Here is a 20,248-nt window from a genome sequence, read left to right on the forward strand (position 1 = left end):
CGATGACCGATCCAATCGTACGGATGACCTCGGTTCGCAAGGCGTTCGCGTTGCCGGACGGGGGTGAGCTGGCGGCGGTCGACGACGTCAGCCTACAGATCATGCCGGGTACGGCGGTGGCGCTGACCGGCCCCAGCGGCTCGGGCAAATCCACGCTGCTGCACCTGCTCGGCGCGATCGAGCGGCTGGACGGCGGGACGATCGAGGTGGCCGGCCAGGACATCGGCGCGCTGTCCCGGCGCGACCTGGCCGGCTACCGCCGCACCATCGGGTTCGTGTTCCAGCGCTTCCATCTGCTGCCCGCGCTCACCGCGCTGGACAACGTGATCGCGCCGGTGCTGCCGTTCCGGGTCGACTTCGACAAACGGCAGCGGGCCCTGGAACTGCTGGACGTGGTGGGCCTGGGGGACCGGGCGGCGGCGCTGCCGGCGCAGCTCTCCGGCGGCCAGCAACAGCGGGTCGCCATCGCCCGCGCCCTGATCAACCAACCGCACCTGCTGCTGGCCGACGAACCCACCGGCAATCTCGACTCGCGCAACGGCGCGGCGATCGTGGATCTGCTGCTGCGGCTGCGCGACGAACGCGGCGCGACACTTGTCATCGCCACCCACGATCCGGCCATCGCGGCCCGCTGCGACGCCGCCCTGCACCTGCGCGACGGCCGCCGCACCGAACCCAGCGCGGCCTGAGCGGTCAGCCCGGTCGGCCGTCCGCCTGGACTGCCGTCGACCGCGCCAGCCAGCCGACGTACACCGCGTGTAGTTGGGTACGAGGGCGGGCACCACAGTGGAATCAATCTATCGACTCCGACGACGAGCGTTGCTGGGCGGAGGCGTCGGCGCAACGGTGACGAGCTCGACTGGGTTTCTTTGTCGTAACGCCGCTCAACTCAACATGCCGGAGAGGCATATTGCCTTCGGTCGCGATCGATCGCCGACACTGTGCGCCTCGGCGTAGCGGTAGTCCCGGCGCCGGCGAGGACGTGCTCGGCGTGCGTCGACATCGGATTGACGTTAATCTACGGCTATGGTTCGTCGTATTCTTGCCGCCGGCACACTCGCCGTCGCCCTGACGGTTGTCGGCGCCATCCCCGCGCATGCCAGCGAGACGCGCGTGTTCCGGGGCGAGGGGTCCAGCAGCTTCGGACCGGACTTCGCCTACTACTACGCACTCGGGCACGCGTTGCGCCAGGCCCAGGGGAATGGCTTCGAGAGCGCGGACTGCCACGTCGTGGACAGCGACGACTACTGGCCGGTCGTGGCCTATGTCTATCTGGAGTGCACTGGTCCCTGAGGCGATGCGAGTCGAGCGGCCCCTGACCCGTCGGTACGTGCCGCATCATGGATCTGTCGCCCGATTGGTGGGCGCACTGAGGCCGAGACGAGGCGTTCGACGTCGGCCCAGGTCGGGGTGTGCCGGCCGTAGTCGGGCACCGGGCGGCGTTGCGGGCCGAAGAAGTACTGGTGTCTCACGGTTCCGCGGATCGCCTCGTGCACCTCGGAGTGGTCGTCGACGAAGTGCGTGAGGGCGAGCTGTGCGCAGTGGACCCGCTTGTCGGCCCGGCGTCGGCAGAACCGGACGTGGCCGCGGGCCACGCCGGTACGCCGGTAGAAGTCGTGCCCGTCCAGCCAGCGCAGGGTCCGGTCCTGGACCCGCGGGCCGCACTTGGAGACCAGCCAGACCCGCCCGTCGAAGCGGTCGACCAGCCGGGCGATGGTCTCCACCGCGCCGGGTATCTCCGGGGTGGCGAGCATGACGGCCTCGGAGCCGTTGAAGAAGGCGGTGTCGCCACCCGCCGCGCCCGCACCGTCGATGATCACGCGACCGATGTCGATGCCGAGACGAGGTTCGTTCGATGTCGTCCTGATTGTCATGTCGACAGGATGAACGCGCCGGACGCCGGTCCGGAACTATTGTTGTGCGACTCCTCTATAGTCCTGGACTATGAACGGGCGGGATCTGCTCGAACCCGACGCGCTGCGCGCGTTCGCCGTCTTCGCCGAGCACCGCAACTTCACCGCCGCCGCGGCGGCATTGCACATCAGTCAGCCGTCGCTGCACGTCAAGATCCGTAAGATCGCGGCGGCTCTCGGCACCGAACTCTACGAACGCGACGGCCGCCGGCTGACCCTCACCGCGGCCGGCGAACGGCTCGCGACCTTCGCCCTGGACTCCCGGCGGCGCCTCGACGACTTCCTGCGCGACCTGGACCGGGAGGCCGCGCCGGTGCTGACCATCGCCGCCGGCCGGGGCGCGCTGCGCTGGGTCGTCGACGCACCGGTCCGCCGGCTCGGTGCGGCCGGCCGCCGGCTGCACCTGATCACCGCCGACCGGGACGCCGCCCTCGCGGCCCTGGCGACCGGCCGCGCCGACGCGGCCGTGATCGGGTACGACGCCCCACCGCGCCAGTTCGAGTCGACCCAGATCGCCGCTCACCCCCAGGTGCTGATGCTCGATCGCCGGCACCCGCTGGCCGGTCGTACCAGCGTCCGGCTGGCCGACCTGGCCGACCTTGACCTGATCGTCCCGCCCGCCGGCCGCCCACACCGGCGGGCGTTGGACCGGGCACTGCTCGACGCCGGGGTCACCGCCCAGGTGGCCGCCGAGGTCGACGGGTGGGACCTGCTGGTGCACCTCGCCTCGCTCGGCATCGGGACGACAATCGTCAACGGCTGTGTCCGACCACCGGCAGACCTGTGCGCGGTGCCGATCCGGGACCTGCCGCGGATCCGGTACTGGGTCGCCTGGCGGCGGCAGCGGCTGGCCCACGTACACGATCTCCTGGCCGAGGTGCGGCGGCCGTGACCGACCCGATCACCGCGACCAGCCGATACCTCGCCTATCTGCTGCGGCACCGGCCGGACGCGGTCGGCATCGTGCTCGACGACGAGGGCTGGACCGCCGTCGACACGCTGCTCACCGCGACGGCCCGGCACGGCCGGACCATCACCCCGGACCTGCTCGCCGCGGTCGTCGACGGCACCGACAAGCGCCGGTTCGAGTTGCGCGACGGCCGGATCCGGGCCGCCCAGGGCCACTCGGTCCCCGTCGACCTGCGCCTAGACCCGGTCCCGCCGCCGGCCCGCCTCTACCACGGCACGGTCGCCCGCTTCCTGGCCGCGATAACCGCCGACGGCCTGCGGCCCGGCCGCCGCACCCACGTACACCTTTGCGCCGACCGGGCCGACGCCGCGACGGTCGGCGCCCGACGTGGCGAGCCGGTCATCCTCACGGTGGACGCGGCCGGCATGCACCGCGCCGGGTTCACCTTCTACCGGGCCGCCAACGGGGTCTGGCTGACCGACCACGTCCCGTCGAACTGGATCGACGTCGGCCCGGCGGAATCGGGCCACTGGCAACGGCCATGATGGCCGGTCAGGACGGCTGTTCGGCTGGTCCGCCTCGACCTTGCGCGGAGGTCACGCGTTGGTGTCCTGACGTACGGTGACATCCATGATGGTGTGCGTCGAGATCGCCGGGTCCACCGAAGCGCTGCGGGACCTGGAACGGGAGCTGCGGACCGATCCGGACCTGCGCGGCACCCGCCTGTCCCGGGTGGATGCCGCGCCGGCCGCCGGCGAGATGGGTTTCGCGACCGAGGCGCTGCAGTGGGTCACCGACAACAACGAGCTGCTCGCCGCCCTGGTCGGTGCGGTGGCCGGCTGGCTGGCCCGGCAGCGCCCGCCCACCCGGATCTCGGTGAAGCGCGGCGACCGCGAGATCGAGCTGGTCTGCGACCAGGTCCGCGACCCGGACGCCACCACCAAGGAGTTGGTACGCCTGCTGGAGGACCCCGATGGTGTTTGAGCGCTTCACCGACCGGGCCCGCCGGGTCGTCGTGCTGGCCCAGGAGGAGAGCCGGCAGCCCTTCAAACACAACTACATCGGTACGGAGCACATCCTGCTGGGCCTCATCCACGAGGGCGAGGGCGTCGCGGCGAAGGCCCTGGAGATTCACGGAGTCTCCCTGGACGGCGCCCGCCAGCAGCTCGACGAAATCATCGGTCGGGGTCAGACGGCGCCTCGCGGGCACATCCCGTTCACGCCACGGGCCAAGAACGTGCTGGAGCTGTCGGTGCAGGAGGCGTTGCAGCTCGGGCACAACCACATCGGTACGGAGCACATCCTGCTCTCGTTGATCCGCGAGGGTGAGGGCGTCGGCGCCCAGATAATCGTCAAGCTCGGCGCCGGGCTGAGCCAACTCCGCGGCACGACGATCCGACTCCTTGGTGCCAACAGCGCCGGAGACGAGTCGGCGGTCATGGCCGATCCGGCGGCTTCGGTCGTACCGGACGCGTTGCCCGAGGTACGCCCGGGCTCGTACCCGGTTGACCTGCGGGCGGTGGCCCGCGGCGGAGCCGGCGTCGTCGGTCGGGAGCGGGAGCTGACCCGGATGATGCAGACGCTGGTCCGGCGCGACCGGCTCAGCCTGCTGCTGGTCGGCCCGTCGGGGGTGGGCAAGACCGCCCTGCTCCACGGTCTCGCCGCCAGGATCGAGGCCGGACAGGCCCCCGAACCGCTGCGGGACAGGCGAATGCTCCTGCTCGACCTCGACGGTTACCGCCGGACGGACGCGGATCCCGCCGGCGCCTTCACTGAGCTGCTGACGGCCTGCGTCAGTCAGAACACACTGCTCTGCGTCGAGGACGCGCACCTGCTCGGCGTCGAGCCGAATGCCCGGATGCTGGACGTGCTCGTCGACCGGATGGCCGGCAACGGAGTCCAGGTGATCCTCACCGTCAGCGACGAGGCCGGCCGCGCGGTCCTGCTTCGAGACCCGATGCTGCGGCGCCGGCTCGTCACGGTCCCGGTCGAGGAGCCGAACCTGGCCGAGGCGATGCCGATGCTCAAGCGGGCCACCGCCGGCCTTTCCGCGCACTACCAGGTCGACTTCGCCGACGAGGCACTCGCCGTCGCCGCCGCCCACGCCGAACGGTACGACTCGACTCTGGCGCTGCCCGGCCGGGCGGTCGAACTGCTCGACGAGGCGGCGGCGCTGGCCCGGGTCCGGGCCGACGAGTCGGCCGCCCCCGAGGCGGAAGCCGAGGCGCTGACGACCGCACTCGACGCCGCCCGACGGGCGAAGGAGGCGGCCATCGAGAAGCAGGATTTCGAGACTGCGGCCCGACACCGCGACGACGAGAGGCGGCTCGAGGCCGAGCTGAACGCGACCCGCCGGGCGGCCGCCCGCCGCCCGGTCACCGCGGAGACGGTGACGGCGGTGCTGGAGTTGGCGAGCGTCGCGGTGCCCGCCGTCGAGGTGATCCCCGCCGCCGGGGGTGCCGTCCGGGTTGTGCACCGGCTGCTGCCCGATCGCGACCAGTCGACCGCGATTCTGATCGGCACCGCCACCTACACCGACGAGCGGCTGCCCGACCTGCCCTCGGTCGCCAGCAATCTCGACGACCTGCGCGCGGTCCTGACCGATCCGGAGAACGGGGCGTTCGCCGGCGAGCGGGTGCACGTCTTCGCCGATCCGGACTGGGACGACATCGCCCGGATCGCCGCGCTGGCGGTCGACCCGGTGGACACCCTGCTGATCTACTATGCCGGGCACGGGTTCGCCGAGGACGATGGCCTGTACCTGGGGCTGACCCGGACCAACGGCGCGCACACCGAGGTCACCTCGTTCCCGTACGCGCAGTTGCGCAAGTTGGTGCTGCGCGGCGCCGCCCGCCGATGTGTGATCATCCTGGACTGCTGCTACGCCGGCACCGCGATCGGCTGGATGTCCGGCGACGAGCCCAGCGCCGAGCTGGACATCCGGGGCGCCTACGTGCTGACGGCCACGGCCCGGACCGACAAGGCGCACGCTCCGGAGGGCGCCCGCAACTCGGCCTTCACCGAGGCGCTGCTGCACGTGCTGCGGGACGGCATCAGCGGCGCGGGCGAGGTGATCCGGATCGAGGACCTGCTGCCCGCCCTCACCCGGCACCTGCGGGCGAACGGCCGTCCACTACCCCGGCAACGGGCCTCGGACACCATCGGCGATCTGGCCATCGGCCGCAACCCCTCATGGCAGATGGTGTCCCAGGGGGCCTGATCTGCCACCGGAGCGGAACTCAGAGTGTTATGGTGGAGATGTTTGAGGCGAACAAACATTACCCACAGAGCTAGCTGCGGCCAAAGGAGTAGCGGTGACCGTGACCCAGATCGATCTTGATGATGACGCGCTCGCCGAGGCGATGAGGCTCTCCGGTGCGAGGAGCAAGAAGGAGACGGTGAACCTCGCGCTGCGCGAGTACGCAGCGCGCCATCGCCGCATCGCGGCACTCGATCACTACGTGGCTGCTGCTCAGGGCTGGGACTACGAGGGGTGGCAGGAGATGCGCGGGGCGGGTAAGGCACCGGCGGCGTGATTCGTTACTTGGCCGACTCGTCGGCCCTGTGGCGGCTCCTTCGTGATCCCGAAACGCGGGCTGGTTGGGCTGGTGTGGTCTCCGACCATGCGATCGGGTCATGCCAACCGCAGCGAACCGAGTTCCGCCGTTCCGCTCGCAACCTCGACGAGTACGAACAGATGACTGCGATGTTCGTTGATCTCTACCCTGACGTGCCGGTGCCGAAGACGGCGTGGCAATGGGTTGAGTCGGCTCAATACCGGCTGCTTCGGGCCGGGGTGCATCGGGCGTTGTCCTGCGTAGACCTATTGCTCTGCGCGTGTGCTGCCACCCGAGGACTCGTCGTGCTGCACGACGACAACGACTTCGTCGCGGCTACACGGCACCTCCCGGATCTTGTCGAGCGGCGGGTGCACGCGCTTCCCGACGCCACCTGACGGGGTACGGGTCGGGCGCCGGGCGCACCCGACCCGTACCGGATCAACCCGTCAGCTCGCGGCGCAGGTCGGCGATGGCCGACCGTTTGTGCCCTGCCACGAGCCGAGGAAACCGAAGGTCGCGGCGGCGCCCGCGGCCAGCCTGCCGTTGTAGCCCACGTTCCGCGCGGTCACGCTCGACCCGCTGCCGGTCACCGAGGCGTTCCACGCCTGCGAGACCGTCTGACCGTTGGCGAAGGTCCAGGTCACCGTCCAACCGCTGATGGCCGAACTGCCGGCGGTCACCCGTACCTCGCCCTGGAACCCGCCCGGCCACTGACCGACGATCGCGTACGTCGCGGTGCAGCCACCCCCGGCCGGCGGCGTGGTCGCCGGGGGAGTGGTCGCCGGCGGCGGGGTGGTGGCGGGCGGGGTCGTCGCCGGTGGGGTGGTCGGGACGGTGCCGCCGAAGATGGTGGCCTCCCGCGCGGTGGCCCGCAGACCGTTGGCGCCGTTGACGATCCGCTCGCCCCAGGTGGTGAGCTGTTCGGGGTCGAAGCTGAGCACCATGTCCAGGATCGGGTCGGTGTTGCCGCTCCACGACCAGGCCAGGTAGCCGAGCCCGCGGGCCTGCGCCTCGGCCAGGATCGTCTCGTGGTCCACCTCGTTGCTGGTGAACCGCCAGCCGAACTCGCCGATCACCAGCGGCCATCCGTTCGCCTCGAAGTGGTCGAGGTAGCTCACGATGCTGGCCGCGGTGTTGTAGACGGCGTACATGTGGATCGACAGCACGGTGTTGTCGTTGCTGTCCGCGTCGAGGACGGTCTGCGCGTTGGCCCGCATGACGTTCTGCCAGTCCTGGCCCCAGTTCGGCGCGTCGACCATCAGCAGGTGCTCGAAGCCGTTGCTGCGCATCTTGCGGATCGCGGCGACGGTCGCGGCGGTCCACTGGGCCGCGTCGATGTTGCCGATCGGCTCGTTGCCGATGTTGATGACGACGTAGTTCTCCTGACCGACCAGGGCGGCCTTCTGACTGATCCAGTAGTCGACCGCCTGGTCCAGCGAGGCCGCCGCGCCCTCCTCGCCGTACCCGGTGGTGTCGTGCACCTCCAGCACGCAGATCATCCGGTTCTGCTTGCACAGCGAGATCACGTTGGCCACGTCAGTGGACGGGCCCCATCGCTGGCCGCTGCCGAGCACGACCCGCACGGTGTTGGCGCCGGCCGCCTTGATGTCGGCGAACGAGTCCGTCTCGCCCGGGTACCAGACGTGCGGGTGGTTGACCCCCCGCATGATGAACGGCTGGCCGTTCGCCTCGACGATGTCCGTACCGCTGATGTGCAGTCCCACCGCCGCATCTGCCGGTCGTACGAACATCAGGACGGAGGCGGCGACCGCGAGCGCAGCGGCGCCGAAAATGGTGAGACGTCTTCTCATGACCTACCTCAGAAGTCGGGGTGGCCCCGGGTGAAACGGGGCGGTGCGGCCGAACACCAGGTGGGAGTCCCGACGGTCGCTGCCCGGCGACGTGGGGTGGTGCGGCCTTGTAACGTTTGTAATCCCGGCTCGTGGATGGACGGTACACTTCAACGACCTCAGACGCAATCACGAACATCGAAGCGTCTGGCTGCGGAGGAGAACGGGTGACCGAGGGTGCGGGCCCGCGGGCCGGGGGAATGCGCGAGGTGGCCCGGGCGGCCGGCGTGTCGGTCTCCACGGTCGCCAACGTGCTCAGCCGGCCGGGGATCGTCGCGCCCGGGACCCGGCAACGGGTCGAACAGGCGATCCAGCACGTCGGCTACGTGCCCAGCGGGCCGGCCCGGCAACTGCGCGGGCTACCCAGCCCGCTGGTCGGCAGCGTCACCCTGGACCTGGCCAACCCGTTCTTCGCCGAACTCAACCGGGGCATCGAGGACCGGCTCGCCGAGGCCGGCTGCCTGGTCCTGGCCGGCAGTACCGACCTGCGGCCGGACCGCGAGCAACAACTCCTCGACCTGCTGCGGCAGCAGGCGGTACGAGGTATCGTGGTCGCCCCCATCCGGCCGGACCTCACGATCCTGCTGAAGCTGCGGCAGGCCGGCACCCCGGTCGTCCTGGTGGAGCACCCGCGCGGCGACACCGACCTCTGCTCCGTCGCCGTCGACGACGTGCTCGGCGGCCGACTCGCCGCCGAACACCTCATCGCGCTGGGCCACCGGCGGATCGCGTACCTCGGTGGGGTGGTGGAATCCGGGACCGTGACCCGCCGCCGCGAGGGCGCCCGGCAGGCGATGATCGCGGCCGGCCTCGACCCCGACGCGGCGCTTATCGACCTGCGGATGCCGATCCACCCGCCGCCGCTCATCGACGCCGCCATGCTGGCGGTCCAGCGGCTGCTGACCGCCGATCCACCGCCGACCGCCGTGCTCTGCCTCAACGACACGGCCGCCATCGGAGTGCTGCAGGGGCTGGCCGCCGCCGGGGTACGCGTACCGCGGGACATCTCGGTGGTCGGCTACGACGACCTGCGGTTCGCCGCCCTGCTGGCGCCTCCGCTGACCACCGTCAGCCAGCCGGCGTACCGGCTCGGGTGGACGGCGGCCGACCTGCTGCTGGCGGAGAAGGAGCCGGACCACGCCCACCGCGAGATCATGTTCCAGCCCACGCTCGTGGTCCGCTCCTCGACGGCCCCTCCGTCGGTTGTGAGCCGCGCTCCGCGGCCCGGGTCAGCCTGAGATCGCCGTCAGTACAACATCGACACTGCGACCGGGACGTCCACCATGCCGCGCGCGACCACACCGCGACAAACCACTACACACCGCCACCCACCCACATCCATGATCTTGAAACAGCCGTGAGGTCTCCAAAGCGATCCTCCGGTAACATTTCATCGCCAATTGGTCGGCCGACCGAGAACCTGCCTCCGGGCCGCCATTTCGGCGAGAATCATACGGCGAAATGCGGACGAAACGTTCGCCGTCAGTCGATATCCAGTGAGTATCCAGATAAGCTGGCCATACTTCGTGGCGGAGCGCTTTCGACTAGTTATTGATGCCAACCAGTTCGTATTGGTATTAGTGGGTGCTGTGGAGCGAGGAGAAATGGCCATTGTGCGACACGTTTCAGAAGACCGAAACAGTGAGTTGGCTGCCTGTGTGAAAGCCTGGCGCCACCGTCTGGTGCTGGATGACCGACAAGCTCTCCGTAAGCGTGCCCGACGTCGGCCGAATATCACCCAGGAGGAAATCGCGGAGATGGTGGGGGTGAGCGTCGTCTGGTACAGCAACCTCGAGCGTGGGGTGCGGGCCAACTATTCAGACGGCTTCCTCGACGCGGTAGCCGAGGCGCTGCGACTCGGACGACAGGAACGGGAGTTGCTGTACCTGCTGGCGGTGGGGCGGTTACCACCGGCCGTGCCGATCGGCACGACCACGGTCGTCGTGGACCACGCCCTGCGGCAGTTCGTCAAGGGGCAGCGCTGGGCGACCTACGTGCTCGACCGGTACGCGCGAGTGGTGCTGCACAACGAGGCATGTGAGACCTACTATCCATGGTTGCGCAACGACCGCAGCTACCTTCGCTGGTTGCTCACCGACGCGGACGCCCGACGCCGGCTCGTCAACTGGGCGACGGACTGGGCGGCGCCACTGCTCACTCAGATGCGCATCGCGCGTGCGCGGCACCCGACGGATGCCGGTATCGCCGCACTGGTTGACGCTTGTCTGGAGGCCGACCCCGAGGTCAGCTGCCTGTGGGAGGCCCAAGCCGCCCGGGAGTCTCTCCTGCGGTCGCGACGAGGCATCCGGCTGTGCAGCAATCAGCGGACGACTCTGATCGACGTCGTCACCCTCGCTGACCCGGGTGTGAGTGAACTGCAGATCGTCTCCCTGCTGCCGGTGGCCGAAGCTGCGCCGGCGTCGTCGGCCCTCCATGGTCGCTGACCTCAACTGCCAGTTGCCCAAAGTGGCAGTTTCTGGTGGCCGACGAGACTGCCCAGCAAACTACGGCGGACAGCCCGCTGACGCCCGTCAATTCCCCTCGGTAGGCCGCAGCGTACCGTGGGCCGGATGTGGACTATGAACCCTCTCGATGGCGAGGACGGTACGTTTCTGGTGCGGATGCTGCAGACCGAGAAAACAGGCGTCGGTGACCGCAGCGAGTGAGCGTGCGGCGGAAGGGTCTCAAATGGCTGAGGAAGATCGGCGTGGGTCGTTGAGTACCACGACCGAGGCATCGACCGCTGAACGGACGGTGCAGGTGCCCTTTGCCGGGAGTCGCTCAGGGCGCTGGCCCGTGACCCTTGCCCAGAGCAACGTCTTCGACTGGATGGCGTGGGAGGGCCAAGACGCGGTGTTCGCCCTGTACGCCGACCTTCCCGCCGGCCACACCGTCGAGGAGGTGCTCGAGGCGGTCGGCGTTCTCACGTCCCGGCACGAAGGGCTGCGGACGGTGTACGAGTCGGATGGCGCCGCCGGATGGACGCAACGGGTCTCCCGGAGCGGACACGTCGACGTGTTGCTGCTCGAGTTGGGTGCAGCGGCCCGGCACCGGACCCGGATCACCGACCCGCCACGGACGTTCGACCACGGCGGCGACTTTCCGGTCCGGGTGGCGGTGATGCTGGAGAACGCGGTGCCGGTCCGGGCCGTGTTCGAGTTCTCGCACGTCGTCGCCGATCTGGTGGCCGCCGGCATCGTGATGGACGAATTCGTCGAGCTCGTGGCAGCACCCCAGCGCAGTGTGGGCCCACCGATCTGGCAGCCTCCGGATCAGGCCGAGTACGAGCAGACGCCAGAGGCGAAGCGCCGGATGGCGAAGACGCTCGACTACTGGCGTAGCCAGATGCAGGAACTCCCGGCCTGTCTGCTCTCCGTCCCGGCCCGCACCCCGGGCCCATCGGAGTACCGGCTCGCGGGGATGCGTTCCGCGTCGCTCGCCAACGCGCTGCAGGCGGTGTCCACGCGGACCAAAGTCACGCCGGCGACGATCCTCGTCACCACCATGGCGACCCTGCTGTCCTGGTGGACCGACACCGATCGGGCGGCGTTGGACGCCCTCTACAGCAACCGTGCGCTGCCACGGATGCGCAACTTCGTCGGCAGCATCGTGCAGAGCGCGCTGGTCCCGTTCGCCTGCGCCCCCTCGTTCTACGAGACGTTGCAGGAGACCCGTGCCGCGATCCTCAACGCCTACCGGTACGCCTACTTCGACGCCACCGCGGTGGCGCAGATGGTCGACTCCATCGGCGTCCAACGGGGCTGTCCGCGCCATCGGGACCTGATCGTCAACGACATGAGCACCGGCCGGGGCGCGGTCTTCGACAGACGCGCAGGCGCGCAGATCGGGGAGACCGAGGTGGAGTGCGGATTGGCGACTACCGCTGTCGACCCCGTCCGGCTGACCATCCTGCAGACTGAGCCCATCGCCGTGCTCGGACTCACGCACGACATCCGCCATGTCACCAACGATGAGGCGGCAGCCCTGTTGAGGTCACTGGAGCAGGTCCTGATCACCGCTGCGGAACGCGACATCGACATCGACGCGCTCGGCGACACGATCGAACTGCAGCGGGTCGAACGGGACGCAGGCTGGGCGAAGGTGAACTCATCCTGGATCAATGTCGCTACCAGCGAAGCGTTACTGCGGGAAGCGGCTGGCGATCCGAACGCCCGGATATTCGTCCAGGCCGGGCCGGGAGCAGCCGCGTCGCTGGTCGGGTACGCGGCACCAGCGGACCCAGGTGCGGGTCCCCACGAGCTGCACGCGGCGGTCATGGCCGGGCTCGGTGGCCGGCACGGCGTCGTGGCGCCGGATTCCTACCTGGTGTGCGCCACGGCACCGCAGCAGCCGGAGAGCCAGGCCGCGTGGCGGGCGCAGCCGGTTCGGAGAGCCGGCTCCGGTCGGTGAGACGAACGGAACTGCGGCGGTGGACGGCCAGGTGACTCGGACCATCGGACGGGTCGGCGCGAACATCGATGACCTGCTGCGCAGCCTGCAGCAGGATCCGTCGGTGCGCTTCACCGACTCGGGCCGGCAGTTCCTGCGCTGGCTACCCGCCAGTTCTCCCCACCGGCCGACAGCGAGGCGGCGCCGAGCCTGAGCACCGCCGACTCGGCCGCGTCGAGGTCGTCGACCGTGACGTCGAGATGAAACTGCTGCGGGTACGCCGGATCGGGCCAGCGCGGCGGAACGTGGTCGGGGCTGAGCTGGACGGCGATGCGCCACGCAGGGTTCCGATTTGGCCGACCTGGACTACCCCGACGCGGACGGGGTCCGGGCGAGGCTCGCTGGCGAGGACCCACCGGGTGGACCGTCGGGCTAGGATGCCCCTCGCACGATCGACGGGGGACGGGGAGCGGCATTGCGCAACAACGGGGGCGGTCGGTTGACCGCGGCGGCCGGGCTCGTCCTGGCCCTGCTCGCGGGCTGCGGCCACAGTGGAGATCAGGTGGCGACCGGTGCCTGGCAGACGCCGGCGGCGCCCACGGTCCGAACCGATCTGGTGTGGTTCGCCATCGAGCCGGTGACGCTGCCCGGGGCGGTGCGGCTGCCGAAGACCGCCGCGCTGGGCGGCCCGACCTTCTCGCTCCAGATGACGGAGCTGGCGATCGTCACCGAACTCGGCGCCGACTTCATCTCCTCCCTCGCCCGGGTTCCGAACTCCACCGGCGTATCGCGGGACGCGACGGCCCCGGTCCCCGCCACGGCGGGATCGGAGTTCGTCCTGGTCCGGCTCACCGCGGTCCAGGGCAGACAGCTCGGCAGGGTGCTGCCCGGCTTTCCCGGCAGTGGCACCTCCGCCGCGTTGCGGGTCGGCACCGAGACCCGCGAGGTGCCGCACAGCCCGTCGGAGGGCGTGCTGATCGCCCACGTCCCCACCGGTGCCCCGGTGACGCTCGTCGTCGAGGACGCCGGCCGGGAACAGACAATCGACCTGCGGACCGGGGTGCCCGGCCCCAATGCGATCACCGAGTACGCCCGGCGGCTGCCCCAGGCCACCCAGCGGCTGACGCTGGCCGGGCTGTTCGCCGGGCGCCCGCCCGGCACCGAGGTCAAGGTGAAGCTCAGCGCCTCGGTGCAGCTCTACGCCAGCGGCAGGTGGGCGAAGCCGGGCCACGCGTTCCTGCTGGTCGGCGTCGAGGTCGAGATGAGCGACTTCCGGGGCATCGGTGGCCGGATCGACATGGCGCGCAGCCTCACCGTCCGGACCGGCGGTCGTACGGTGACCGGCACGTTCGCCGGCGGCGAGTTCGAACGGAGTCCGAACATCACATTCCTCGTCACCGCGTCCGGCGGCCTGGTCGCCGAGCTGCCCGCCGACAATCTGACGAAGGTCACCATCGGGTTCACCCCGCGTGGCGGTATCACCCTGGACAAGAAGCCGGCAACGCTGCTGCTGTCGAACAACCCGCCGGTGACGCTGACCCTGACCTGACCCCGGTCAGTCCCAGCAGAGGCAGAACGGCTTGCCGGCCGGGTCGGCGTAGACCCGCCAGTTCTCCCCACCGGCCGACAGCGAGGCGGCGCCGAGCTTGAGCACCGCCGACTCGGCCGCGTCGATGTCGTCGACCGTGACGTCGAGATGAAACTGCTGCGGATACGACGGATCGGGCCACCGCGGTGCCCGGTAGTCAGCGACCTGCTGAAACAGCACCGGTTGGGCGCCGTCCTCGCCGATCATCGCCATCCCGTCGCCCTCGAAGGTGACGGGCTTGCCGAACACCTCCGCGTAGAACGCGCTCAACTCCTTGGCGTCCGGGCAGTCCAGCGTCACGCCCATCAGCGTGGTCTCCTGCCTCGCCGGGAACAGGCACAGGTCGAACGGGTGTCCGGCCGGGTCGGCGAGCGTGTGCCAGTTCTCGTTGCTGCGCAGCGGTTCGGCGCCCAGCTCGACCGCCCGCGCCGCCCCGGCGTCGAGGTCCGGCACCCGCAGGTCGAGGTGCGCCTGCTGCGGGTACGCCGGATCGGGCCAGCGCGGCGGCACATGGTCGGGGCTGAGCTGGACGGCGAGGCGCCACCCGTCCCCGGTCTCCAGCGAGATCCACTCGTCGTCGGCGTACCGCTCGGTCCAGCCGGCCAGCGCGGTGTAGAAGTCGGCGAGCCGCCGGATGTCGGGTGCGTCGAGCACCACCGCGCGCAGGGTTCCGATCATCTGAATTCCTCCCGTGTCACCGCTCATCATGCCCCGAACGCGCGCGGCGTACCCTCGGACGGTGGATGCGGACCGGGAGTGGGCGGCGCGGCGCAACCGGGCCGTCGCCGCCCACGCCGCCGACCTGGCGCGGCGGGAGGCGACCGAGGGTGCGCAGGCGGCCGAGCTGCTGCGCGAGTTCGTCGCGGCGGCGCGGGAGCGAGGTCTGGCGCCGGTGCCGCTGACCGCCCGCTCCTACGATGGCCGTAGCCGCTACCGGACGAAGCTGCGCGGCTGGTACCTGACCCGGGACGAGGCGCGGGCGGTCGCCGAGGACGGCCAGTTCTACCTGCTGACCGTGCGCGGGTCACTCGCCGCGCGACTGGTCGGGGTGCAGGTCGCGCCGTCGACCCCGCGCCTGGTGCTCGGCGAGGGCGGCCGCGACGGCGAACGCATCCCCCTGCGCACAGTCCTCGACCGGCTCCTGCAACGGTGAACGGCGGTTCGGCGAGCCAACTCAGGTCGTCGGCGAGTGCCTCGGAACTGGTCGTCGACCAACCGGCGGACCAGGGCCGCGTCGATGCGCGGCGGGTCGGTGTTCATCGACCCCACCGTGGCGCCACCGCCGCTTGGCCGCAACCGAATTGGCGGCGGCTATCATCCCAGCCATGCTCGTCGATGACGCGGAACTGGCGATGGTGGCGGCGCAGGCGGGCGCCGCCGTCGTCCGGGCCAGGTTCGGCACCTCCCTGCAACGCTTCGCGAAGTCCGGGCACGACTTCGCCACCGTCGCCGACATCGAGGCGGAGAAGGCGATCGTCGAGGTGTTGCGTACCGCGCGCCCCGACGACGCGGTGATCGGCGAGGAGAGCGGGGCGTCCGGCCCCGGCGTCGCCGGCCGCACCTGGCTGGTGGATCCGTTGTGCGGCACCCTGAACTTCGCCGCCCGCAACATGCTGGTGGCGGTGAACGTCGCGCTGCGGGTCGGCGCGGACGTGACGGCGTCGGCCACTGTGGACCCGTTCGCCGACGAGGTGTTCTGGACCGACCGGGACCGCGCCCAGGTACGCCACGCCGGCGTCGACAGCCCGCTGGCGCCGTCGGCCGAGTCCCGGCTGGTCGACGTCGATCTGGCCCCGCCGCACCCGAACTCCCGTTGGTTCCGGGCCGCTCGGCTGCTCGCCGACGACGACTTCGCCGAACACTTCCTCCCCCGGGTGGTCTCCACCAGCCTGGCGCTGGTGTGGGTGGCGGCCGGCCGCCGCGCCGGCTACGTCGCCGACTGCGAACTGGTCGACAACGTGCACTTCGCCAGCGGGATCGCGCTCTGCCAGGCCGCCGGCTGCGTCGTCACCGACCTGCGGGGCGAACCGGTGCGGTCCGGCGGCACGACCGGGCTGGTCGTCTCGGCCGACCCCGAGGTCCACGCCGCCCTGCTCGCGGCCATCGGTAAGCAGCTGCCGCCGGGCTGACTCCGGCGGCGTACGCTTCGCCCGTGGGGCTGCTGTTCGAGACGCGCGGGTCCGACTCGCCGTGGGTCGACACCGTCTGGACCTGCGCGAGCGAGCGGGTCACCGCGATGACGTCCGTCGCGGGGGTGCGGTGGGGCCTGGTCTTCTGGGAGCAGGCCGGCCGGGCGTACGCGGGCATCACCGGCCCCGAGACCCGGACCGGCACCGCGCCGGTGCCGGCCGGCGCGACCTTCACCGGCATCGAGTTCGCGGTGGGCACCTCGCTGCGGACCGTGCCCACGCCCGCGCTCGTCGACGGCGGCATTGAGCTACCCGACACCACCCGCCGCACCTTCCGGCTCGACGGAACACGGTGGGAGACGCCCGGCCCCGACGACGCCGAGGCGCTTGTCGAACGGCTGGTCCGGGCCGGGATCGTGGTCCGGGACCCGCTCGTCGCCGACGTGCTACGGGGCCACCGTCCGAACATCTCCGGGCGTACGGTCGAACGCCGGTTCCGGGCCGCGACCGGGCTGACCCGGGGCGCGGTCCGGCAGATCGAGCGGGCCCGTACCGCGGCGGAGCTGCTGGCCGTCGGTGAGCCGGCGGCCGACGTGGTCGCGAAGCTCGACTACTTCGACGAGCCGCACCTGGCCCGGGCGCTGCGCTCCTACGTCGGGCGCACCGTCGGGCAGCTCCGTACGGGCACCGGCGGCGCGATCGCGCTGGCCCTCGACCCCGTCAGCGCCTGACGTCGTAGACCAGCTTCAGGATCCCGTTCGAGTAGCTTTCCGACTCCCGCAGCGTCAGCATGTGCTTGTCCCGGTCGGCCCGCCCGAACAGGCTCTTGCCGGCCCCGAGCAGGACGGGGAAGACCAGCAGGTTGTACCGGTCGATCAGGCCCGCGTCCGACAGCCGCCGGGCCAGCTCCGCGCTGCCGTGGATGAAGATCGCGCCGCCCTCGCCCTCCTTCAGCGCGGCGACGTCCTCGGTCGAGCGCAGGATGCTCAGCGGCCCCCACCCGTCGACGAGGGCGTCGTCGGACAGCGTGGTCGACACCACGTACTTGGGCAGGTCCTTGTAGTCGGCGTGGTCCGCCGAGCCGGGCCAGAACGGCGCGAACGCCTCGTAGCTGCGACGGCCGAACATCAGCGCAGTCGTGTCGGCGAGTTCCTCGCCCTTCAGCGACCAGGCTTCCGGGACGAATTCGAGGTCCTTGAAGACCCAGCCGCCGCTGCGGTGCCCCTCCTCCGTTCCGCCGGGCGAGTCCACCACCCCGTCGAGCGACATGAAACCGGTGTAGACCAGGTCACGCATTGTGCTGTCTCCCTCGTGCGAGCTGAGCTTTCAGCCCACAGGCTAGATCGCGACCCCGACGCCGTCTTGGACGGAAACGACAGCGGCACCGGGTTGATCGGTCCCGCTACGCTGCGGCGATGATCATCAAGGCGCCGCGCCGGGTCCCGGCGGGCGCGGAGCTGGCCCTGCTGATGCGCTGCACCGGCTACCGGTTCACCCGGACCGGGGTGGCCACCGGCGCTACCGAACCGCCCGGCGAGGACGACCGTGAGCAGGCGCGGCGGCTCGGCTGGCCGATCGGGGTGCCCGAGCGTTCCACCGCCGCCGAACTCGTCGACCGGGCGATCGCCGCGGCCGACCGGCTCGACCTCGACGCGGTCCTCGGCGCGTTCGTCGCGGGGGTGGGGGCCAGCGCCCCACGCGGCCGGCAGGTTCTGATCTCGTACGCCTGGGCGCGGCACCTGCGCACCGCCCCGCGCGATCCCGGCAGCGTGCCCGACTGCGGTCTGCACCCCGTCGAGGAGTTGGACGTCACCGAGAAACTGGTTCGGATCGCCTGCGGCTGGGCCTGGAACGAACTGCCGGTCGGTTTCGTGCCCGATCTGGAAGCCGCGGCCGTCGAGTTGCCCGCGCCCACCGCGGCGGACCGGGCGGTGCTGGTGGACCTGCTCGCCCTCATCGCCGGGCAGCCGGCCGGCACCACCCCCGGCCAGTTGGAGCGGGCCGTCGGCCGCGCCAAGCTGCTGCCCCGCACCGACAAGTACCAGCGGTACGGCATCCTGACCGGGCTCGCTGAGTTCGGCGTCCTACCCAGTCCGGTGCTGGCGCCCTCGTACGACCGGTTCGTGCCCGTCGCCGAGCAGCACGCCGCCTACCGGCAGTTGCGCGGCGCGCCGCGCTCGGACATCACGGTCCCGCTGGCGGGCTGGCGCGGCGGCCTCGACCAGACCCGCGCCGACCGCCTGCTGGCCACGGCTCACTGAGCCAGTGACCCTCCACACTCAGCAAGCCGGCTCGCCTCACCCGCCCAACGTTGAGACGATCTGTTGTCGCTATAGCGCAATGCCAGGAAGTTAAGGGTGTGTCACGTGCCTGAATAAGACGAAGCTCCTGTAGAACGTGGATCGACCAAGATCTAAATTCATACAGGAGCTTCGTTGTCCGGGGATTCTTCCATGGATGCGTTGCCGCGGCTTGGTGCGGGCGCCGCGTGGCAACACATCGGGCTGGGCGTGCTGTCACAGTCGGTGCCGCGAGAGCTCATCGATGAGGCGGTAGCGGCGACCGGAGTCACTCAGCGGCGGGTACGTCTGCTGCCGGCTCGGGTGGTGGTGTTGTTTGTGTTGGCGATGTGCCTGTTCAGTACGGACGGCTACCGGCAGGTGTGGCGGTTGCTGGTTTCGGGCTGGCCCGCGTTGGCCAGGATCACCCCTACCACCTCGGCGTTTTCTCAGGCCCGTCAGCGGTTGGGGGAGGCGCCTCTGAGATATCTGTTCGAGCGGGTGGCCGGGGCGCGGGGCGAGCCGGGCATGCCCGGCGTGTTCGTGGCCGGACGGCGGGTCGTGGCCTGGGACGGCACCAAGCTGCAGACGGCCGACAGTCCCGCCAATGAGGCCGCTTTTGGTCGTGATGCGGGTGGCGGTGGCAACACGGCGGGCTACCCACGGCTGTGGCTGTTGACGTTGATCGAGTGTGGCACGCATGCGGTCATCGGTGCGTCGTTCGGCCGCGAAGCGGAAATGGTCCAGGCCCGCGCCCTGCTTCCCCTGCTACGGGAAGACATGCTGCTCGTCGCTGACCGGAACTTTCACGGCTATGACCTGTGGCGGGCAGCGGAGGCCACCGGCGCAGGACTGCTCTGGCGGATGAAGTCCAACCGCCACCTGCCCGTGGTAAGGGCACTGCCAGATGGATCTTGGATATCAGTCATCAAACCCCCACCAGGGCGGCGGCGGGGCACCGAACCGGTCATCACCGTCCGGGTGATCGAGTACACCGTCACGGTCGCCACCACCAACCGACACGGCGTGACGGCATGCCGGACCGAGCGGTACCGGCTGGTCACCAACCTACTCTGCCCGCAGGACATCACCGCGGGACAGCTGATCGACTGCTACCACCAACGCTGGGAAACAGAGAACAGCTACCAGAACCTCAAGACCCACCAGCGAGGGTCGAAGGTCGTACTACGTTCCCACGATCCCACCGGTGTCCGGCAGGAGATGTGGGCTCATCTCATCGTCTACCAAGCGTTACGGGACCTGATCACCACGACCGCCGCCGAGCATCACCTCGACCCCGACCGACTACCGTTCCTGACCTGCCTACGCCTGGCACGTCGACACGTCATCAACACCGCGATCACCACCAGCCGGGACCTCACCAGCGCACTGATCACGGTCGCTGACGAACTCCTAGACGATCAGACCGGCCCACGCCGGTCACGCTCCAGCCCCCGAGCGGTCAAACGCCCTACCTCGCCCTACCGCGGCAAGAAACGAACCGAACCAGCATCAACCACAGCCACCTACACCACCAACCTCACCAAACCCGGCCCGGAAAGCACTTAACTTCCTGGCATTGCGCTATAGCGACAACAGATCGTCACGACTCCGCCCGCAAGCAGAGGGG

The 20,248-nt window shown here is 70.2% G+C and carries 22 protein-coding genes and 1 pseudogene; 18 read left to right on the plus strand and 5 right to left on the minus strand.

The annotated features are described in order from the left end of the window. The first annotated feature begins 2 nt into the window (after window positions 1-2). Both O7627_RS06580 and O7627_RS06585 read left to right on the plus strand, forming a co-directional pair. Window positions 3-689, plus strand: a complete 687-nt coding sequence (locus tag O7627_RS06580; RefSeq protein WP_278092604.1) for an ABC transporter ATP-binding protein — start codon at window positions 3-5, stop codon at window positions 687-689. Between the two features lie 337 nt (window positions 690-1,026). Then, entirely contained in the window at window positions 1,027-1,293 is a 267-nt protein-coding gene (locus O7627_RS06585) for a hypothetical protein (protein WP_278092605.1), read from the plus strand. Here O7627_RS06585 and O7627_RS06590 read toward each other — a convergent pair. Beyond that, window positions 1,269-1,874 (minus strand): hypothetical protein, encoded by a 606-nt coding sequence (locus tag O7627_RS06590; RefSeq protein WP_278092606.1) that lies wholly within the window; start codon window positions 1,872-1,874, stop codon window positions 1,269-1,271. The genes O7627_RS06585 and O7627_RS06590 overlap by 25 nt on opposite strands. Window positions 1,875-1,944: 70 nt before the next feature. On the opposite strand from O7627_RS06590, the gene O7627_RS06595 reads away from it, so the two are divergent. The 6 genes from O7627_RS06595 to O7627_RS06620 all read left to right on the plus strand — a co-directional run bounded on the left by O7627_RS06595 (window position 1,945) and on the right by O7627_RS06620 (window position 6,778). Continuing rightward, entirely contained in the window at window positions 1,945-2,805 is an 861-nt protein-coding gene (locus O7627_RS06595; RefSeq protein ID WP_278092607.1) for a LysR family transcriptional regulator, read from the plus strand. Continuing rightward, window positions 2,802-3,368, plus strand: coding sequence for an RNA 2'-phosphotransferase (locus O7627_RS06600; protein ID WP_278092608.1), 567 nt, complete (start codon window positions 2,802-2,804; stop codon window positions 3,366-3,368). The genes O7627_RS06595 and O7627_RS06600 overlap by 4 nt, the downstream gene beginning before the upstream one ends. A gap of 85 nt (window positions 3,369-3,453) precedes the next feature. Further along, window positions 3,454-3,807, plus strand: coding sequence for a hypothetical protein (locus O7627_RS06605; RefSeq protein ID WP_278092609.1), 354 nt, complete (start codon window positions 3,454-3,456; stop codon window positions 3,805-3,807). Then, window positions 3,797-6,043: a Clp protease N-terminal domain-containing protein gene (locus O7627_RS06610; protein ID WP_278092610.1), complete on the plus strand. Its 2,247-nt coding sequence runs from the start codon at window positions 3,797-3,799 to the stop codon at window positions 6,041-6,043. The genes O7627_RS06605 and O7627_RS06610 overlap by 11 nt, the downstream gene beginning before the upstream one ends. Before the next feature lie 94 nt (window positions 6,044-6,137). Further along, complete coding sequence (locus tag O7627_RS06615; RefSeq protein WP_278092611.1) at window positions 6,138-6,359, plus strand: type II toxin-antitoxin system VapB family antitoxin; 222 nt, start codon at window positions 6,138-6,140, stop codon at window positions 6,357-6,359. Further along, window positions 6,356-6,778 (plus strand): PIN domain-containing protein, encoded by a 423-nt coding sequence (locus O7627_RS06620; protein ID WP_278092612.1) that lies wholly within the window; start codon window positions 6,356-6,358, stop codon window positions 6,776-6,778. The genes O7627_RS06615 and O7627_RS06620 overlap by 4 nt, the downstream gene beginning before the upstream one ends. A 51-nt stretch (window positions 6,779-6,829) precedes the next feature. On the opposite strand, the gene O7627_RS06625 is transcribed toward O7627_RS06620, so the two are convergent. Further along, complete coding sequence (locus tag O7627_RS06625) at window positions 6,830-8,194, minus strand: cellulase family glycosylhydrolase (RefSeq protein ID WP_278092613.1); 1,365 nt, start codon at window positions 8,192-8,194, stop codon at window positions 6,830-6,832. 206 nt (window positions 8,195-8,400) lie between these two features. On the opposite strand from O7627_RS06625, the gene O7627_RS06630 reads away from it, so the two are divergent. The 4 genes from O7627_RS06630 to O7627_RS06645 all read left to right on the plus strand — a co-directional run bounded on the left by O7627_RS06630 (window position 8,401) and on the right by O7627_RS06645 (window position 12,836). Next, a complete protein-coding gene (locus O7627_RS06630; RefSeq protein WP_278092614.1) occupies window positions 8,401-9,471 on the plus strand; it encodes a LacI family DNA-binding transcriptional regulator in 1,071 nt (356 codons plus the stop codon). Between the two features lie 288 nt (window positions 9,472-9,759). Beyond that, window positions 9,760-10,677, plus strand: coding sequence for a helix-turn-helix domain-containing protein (locus O7627_RS06635; protein WP_278092615.1), 918 nt, complete (start codon window positions 9,760-9,762; stop codon window positions 10,675-10,677). Between the two features lie 352 nt (window positions 10,678-11,029). After that, on the plus strand, window positions 11,030-12,643 hold the full coding sequence (locus O7627_RS06640) for a condensation domain-containing protein (protein ID WP_278092616.1): 1,614 nt from the start codon (window positions 11,030-11,032) through the stop codon (window positions 12,641-12,643). Between the two features lie 31 nt (window positions 12,644-12,674). After that, window positions 12,675-12,836, plus strand: coding sequence for a hypothetical protein (locus O7627_RS06645; protein ID WP_278098565.1), 162 nt, complete (start codon window positions 12,675-12,677; stop codon window positions 12,834-12,836). A 16-nt stretch (window positions 12,837-12,852) separates the two neighbouring features. On the opposite strand, the pseudogene O7627_RS06650 reads toward O7627_RS06645, so the two are convergent. Continuing rightward, window positions 12,853-13,098 (minus strand): annotated as a pseudogene (locus O7627_RS06650) (hypothetical protein); the annotation flags it as partial. Between O7627_RS06650 and O7627_RS06655 the strand changes: the two are divergent. Then, the gene (locus O7627_RS06655; RefSeq protein ID WP_278092617.1) at window positions 13,098-14,171 is read left to right on the plus strand and encodes a hypothetical protein; all 1,074 of its coding nucleotides are present in this window, start codon (window positions 13,098-13,100) and stop codon (window positions 14,169-14,171) included. The pseudogene O7627_RS06650 and the gene O7627_RS06655 sit on opposite strands and share 1 nt — an antisense overlap. A gap of 6 nt (window positions 14,172-14,177) precedes the next feature. Here the strand turns inward: O7627_RS06655 and O7627_RS06660 are convergent, their stop codons facing one another. After that, on the minus strand, window positions 14,178-14,888 hold the full coding sequence (locus O7627_RS06660) for a VOC family protein (RefSeq protein ID WP_278092618.1): 711 nt from the start codon (window positions 14,886-14,888) through the stop codon (window positions 14,178-14,180). A 61-nt stretch (window positions 14,889-14,949) separates the two neighbouring features. Here O7627_RS06660 and O7627_RS06665 point away from each other — a divergent pair, with 61 nt between their 5' ends. The 3 genes from O7627_RS06665 to O7627_RS06675 all read left to right on the plus strand — a co-directional run bounded on the left by O7627_RS06665 (window position 14,950) and on the right by O7627_RS06675 (window position 17,070). Further along, entirely contained in the window at window positions 14,950-15,363 is a 414-nt protein-coding gene (locus O7627_RS06665; protein WP_278092619.1) for a hypothetical protein, read from the plus strand. A 172-nt stretch (window positions 15,364-15,535) separates the two neighbouring features. Then, window positions 15,536-16,339: an inositol monophosphatase family protein gene (locus tag O7627_RS06670; protein ID WP_278092620.1), complete on the plus strand. Its 804-nt coding sequence runs from the start codon at window positions 15,536-15,538 to the stop codon at window positions 16,337-16,339. Between the two features lie 23 nt (window positions 16,340-16,362). After that, window positions 16,363-17,070 carry a helix-turn-helix domain-containing protein gene (locus O7627_RS06675; RefSeq protein WP_278092621.1) on the plus strand — a complete coding sequence of 236 codons (708 nt, stop codon included), beginning with the start codon at window positions 16,363-16,365 and terminating at the stop codon, window positions 17,068-17,070. Here the strand turns inward: O7627_RS06675 and O7627_RS06680 are convergent. Further along, entirely contained in the window at window positions 17,060-17,635 is a 576-nt protein-coding gene (locus O7627_RS06680; RefSeq protein ID WP_278092622.1) for a dihydrofolate reductase family protein, read from the minus strand. The two genes, O7627_RS06675 and O7627_RS06680, sit on opposite strands and share 11 nt — an antisense overlap. Window positions 17,636-17,754: 119 nt before the next feature. Here O7627_RS06680 and O7627_RS06685 point away from each other — a divergent pair, with 119 nt between their 5' ends. Beyond that, window positions 17,755-18,600 carry a hypothetical protein gene (locus O7627_RS06685; RefSeq protein WP_278092623.1) on the plus strand — a complete coding sequence of 282 codons (846 nt, stop codon included), beginning with the start codon at window positions 17,755-17,757 and terminating at the stop codon, window positions 18,598-18,600. Between the two features lie 192 nt (window positions 18,601-18,792). After that, a complete protein-coding gene (locus O7627_RS06690) occupies window positions 18,793-20,187 on the plus strand; it encodes an IS4 family transposase (RefSeq protein WP_278091547.1) in 1,395 nt (464 codons plus the stop codon). The last annotated feature ends 61 nt before the right edge of the window (window positions 20,188-20,248 follow it).

The organism is Solwaraspora sp. WMMD1047 (assembly GCF_029626155.1).
Taxonomy (GTDB): Bacteria; Actinomycetota; Actinomycetes; order Mycobacteriales; family Micromonosporaceae; genus WMMD1047.

Bases quoted from the DNA above. Each gene is read 5' to 3' on its own strand.
- O7627_RS06580 (WP_278092604.1), top strand. From the start codon at position 3: ATGACCGATCCAATCGTACGGATGACCTCGGTTCGCAAGGCGTTCGCG.
- O7627_RS06585 (WP_278092605.1), top strand. From the start codon at position 1,027: ATGGTTCGTCGTATTCTTGCCGCCGGCACACTCGCCGTCGCCCTGACG.
- O7627_RS06590 (WP_278092606.1), bottom strand. From the start codon at position 1,874: ATGACAATCAGGACGACATCGAACGAACCTCGTCTCGGCATCGACATC.
- O7627_RS06595 (WP_278092607.1), top strand. From the start codon at position 1,945: ATGAACGGGCGGGATCTGCTCGAACCCGACGCGCTGCGCGCGTTCGCC.
- O7627_RS06605 (WP_278092609.1), top strand. From the start codon at position 3,454: ATGATGGTGTGCGTCGAGATCGCCGGGTCCACCGAAGCGCTGCGGGAC.
- O7627_RS06610 (WP_278092610.1), top strand. From the start codon at position 3,797: ATGGTGTTTGAGCGCTTCACCGACCGGGCCCGCCGGGTCGTCGTGCTG.
- O7627_RS06625 (WP_278092613.1), bottom strand. From the start codon at position 8,194: ATGAGAAGACGTCTCACCATTTTCGGCGCCGCTGCGCTCGCGGTCGCC.
- O7627_RS06660 (WP_278092618.1), bottom strand. From the start codon at position 14,888: ATGATCGGAACCCTGCGCGCGGTGGTGCTCGACGCACCCGACATCCGG.
- O7627_RS06670 (WP_278092620.1), top strand. From the start codon at position 15,536: ATGCTCGTCGATGACGCGGAACTGGCGATGGTGGCGGCGCAGGCGGGC.
- O7627_RS06680 (WP_278092622.1), bottom strand. From the start codon at position 17,635: ATGCGTGACCTGGTCTACACCGGTTTCATGTCGCTCGACGGGGTGGTG.
- O7627_RS06685 (WP_278092623.1), top strand. From the start codon at position 17,755: ATGATCATCAAGGCGCCGCGCCGGGTCCCGGCGGGCGCGGAGCTGGCC.
- O7627_RS06690 (WP_278091547.1), top strand. From the start codon at position 18,793: ATGGATGCGTTGCCGCGGCTTGGTGCGGGCGCCGCGTGGCAACACATC.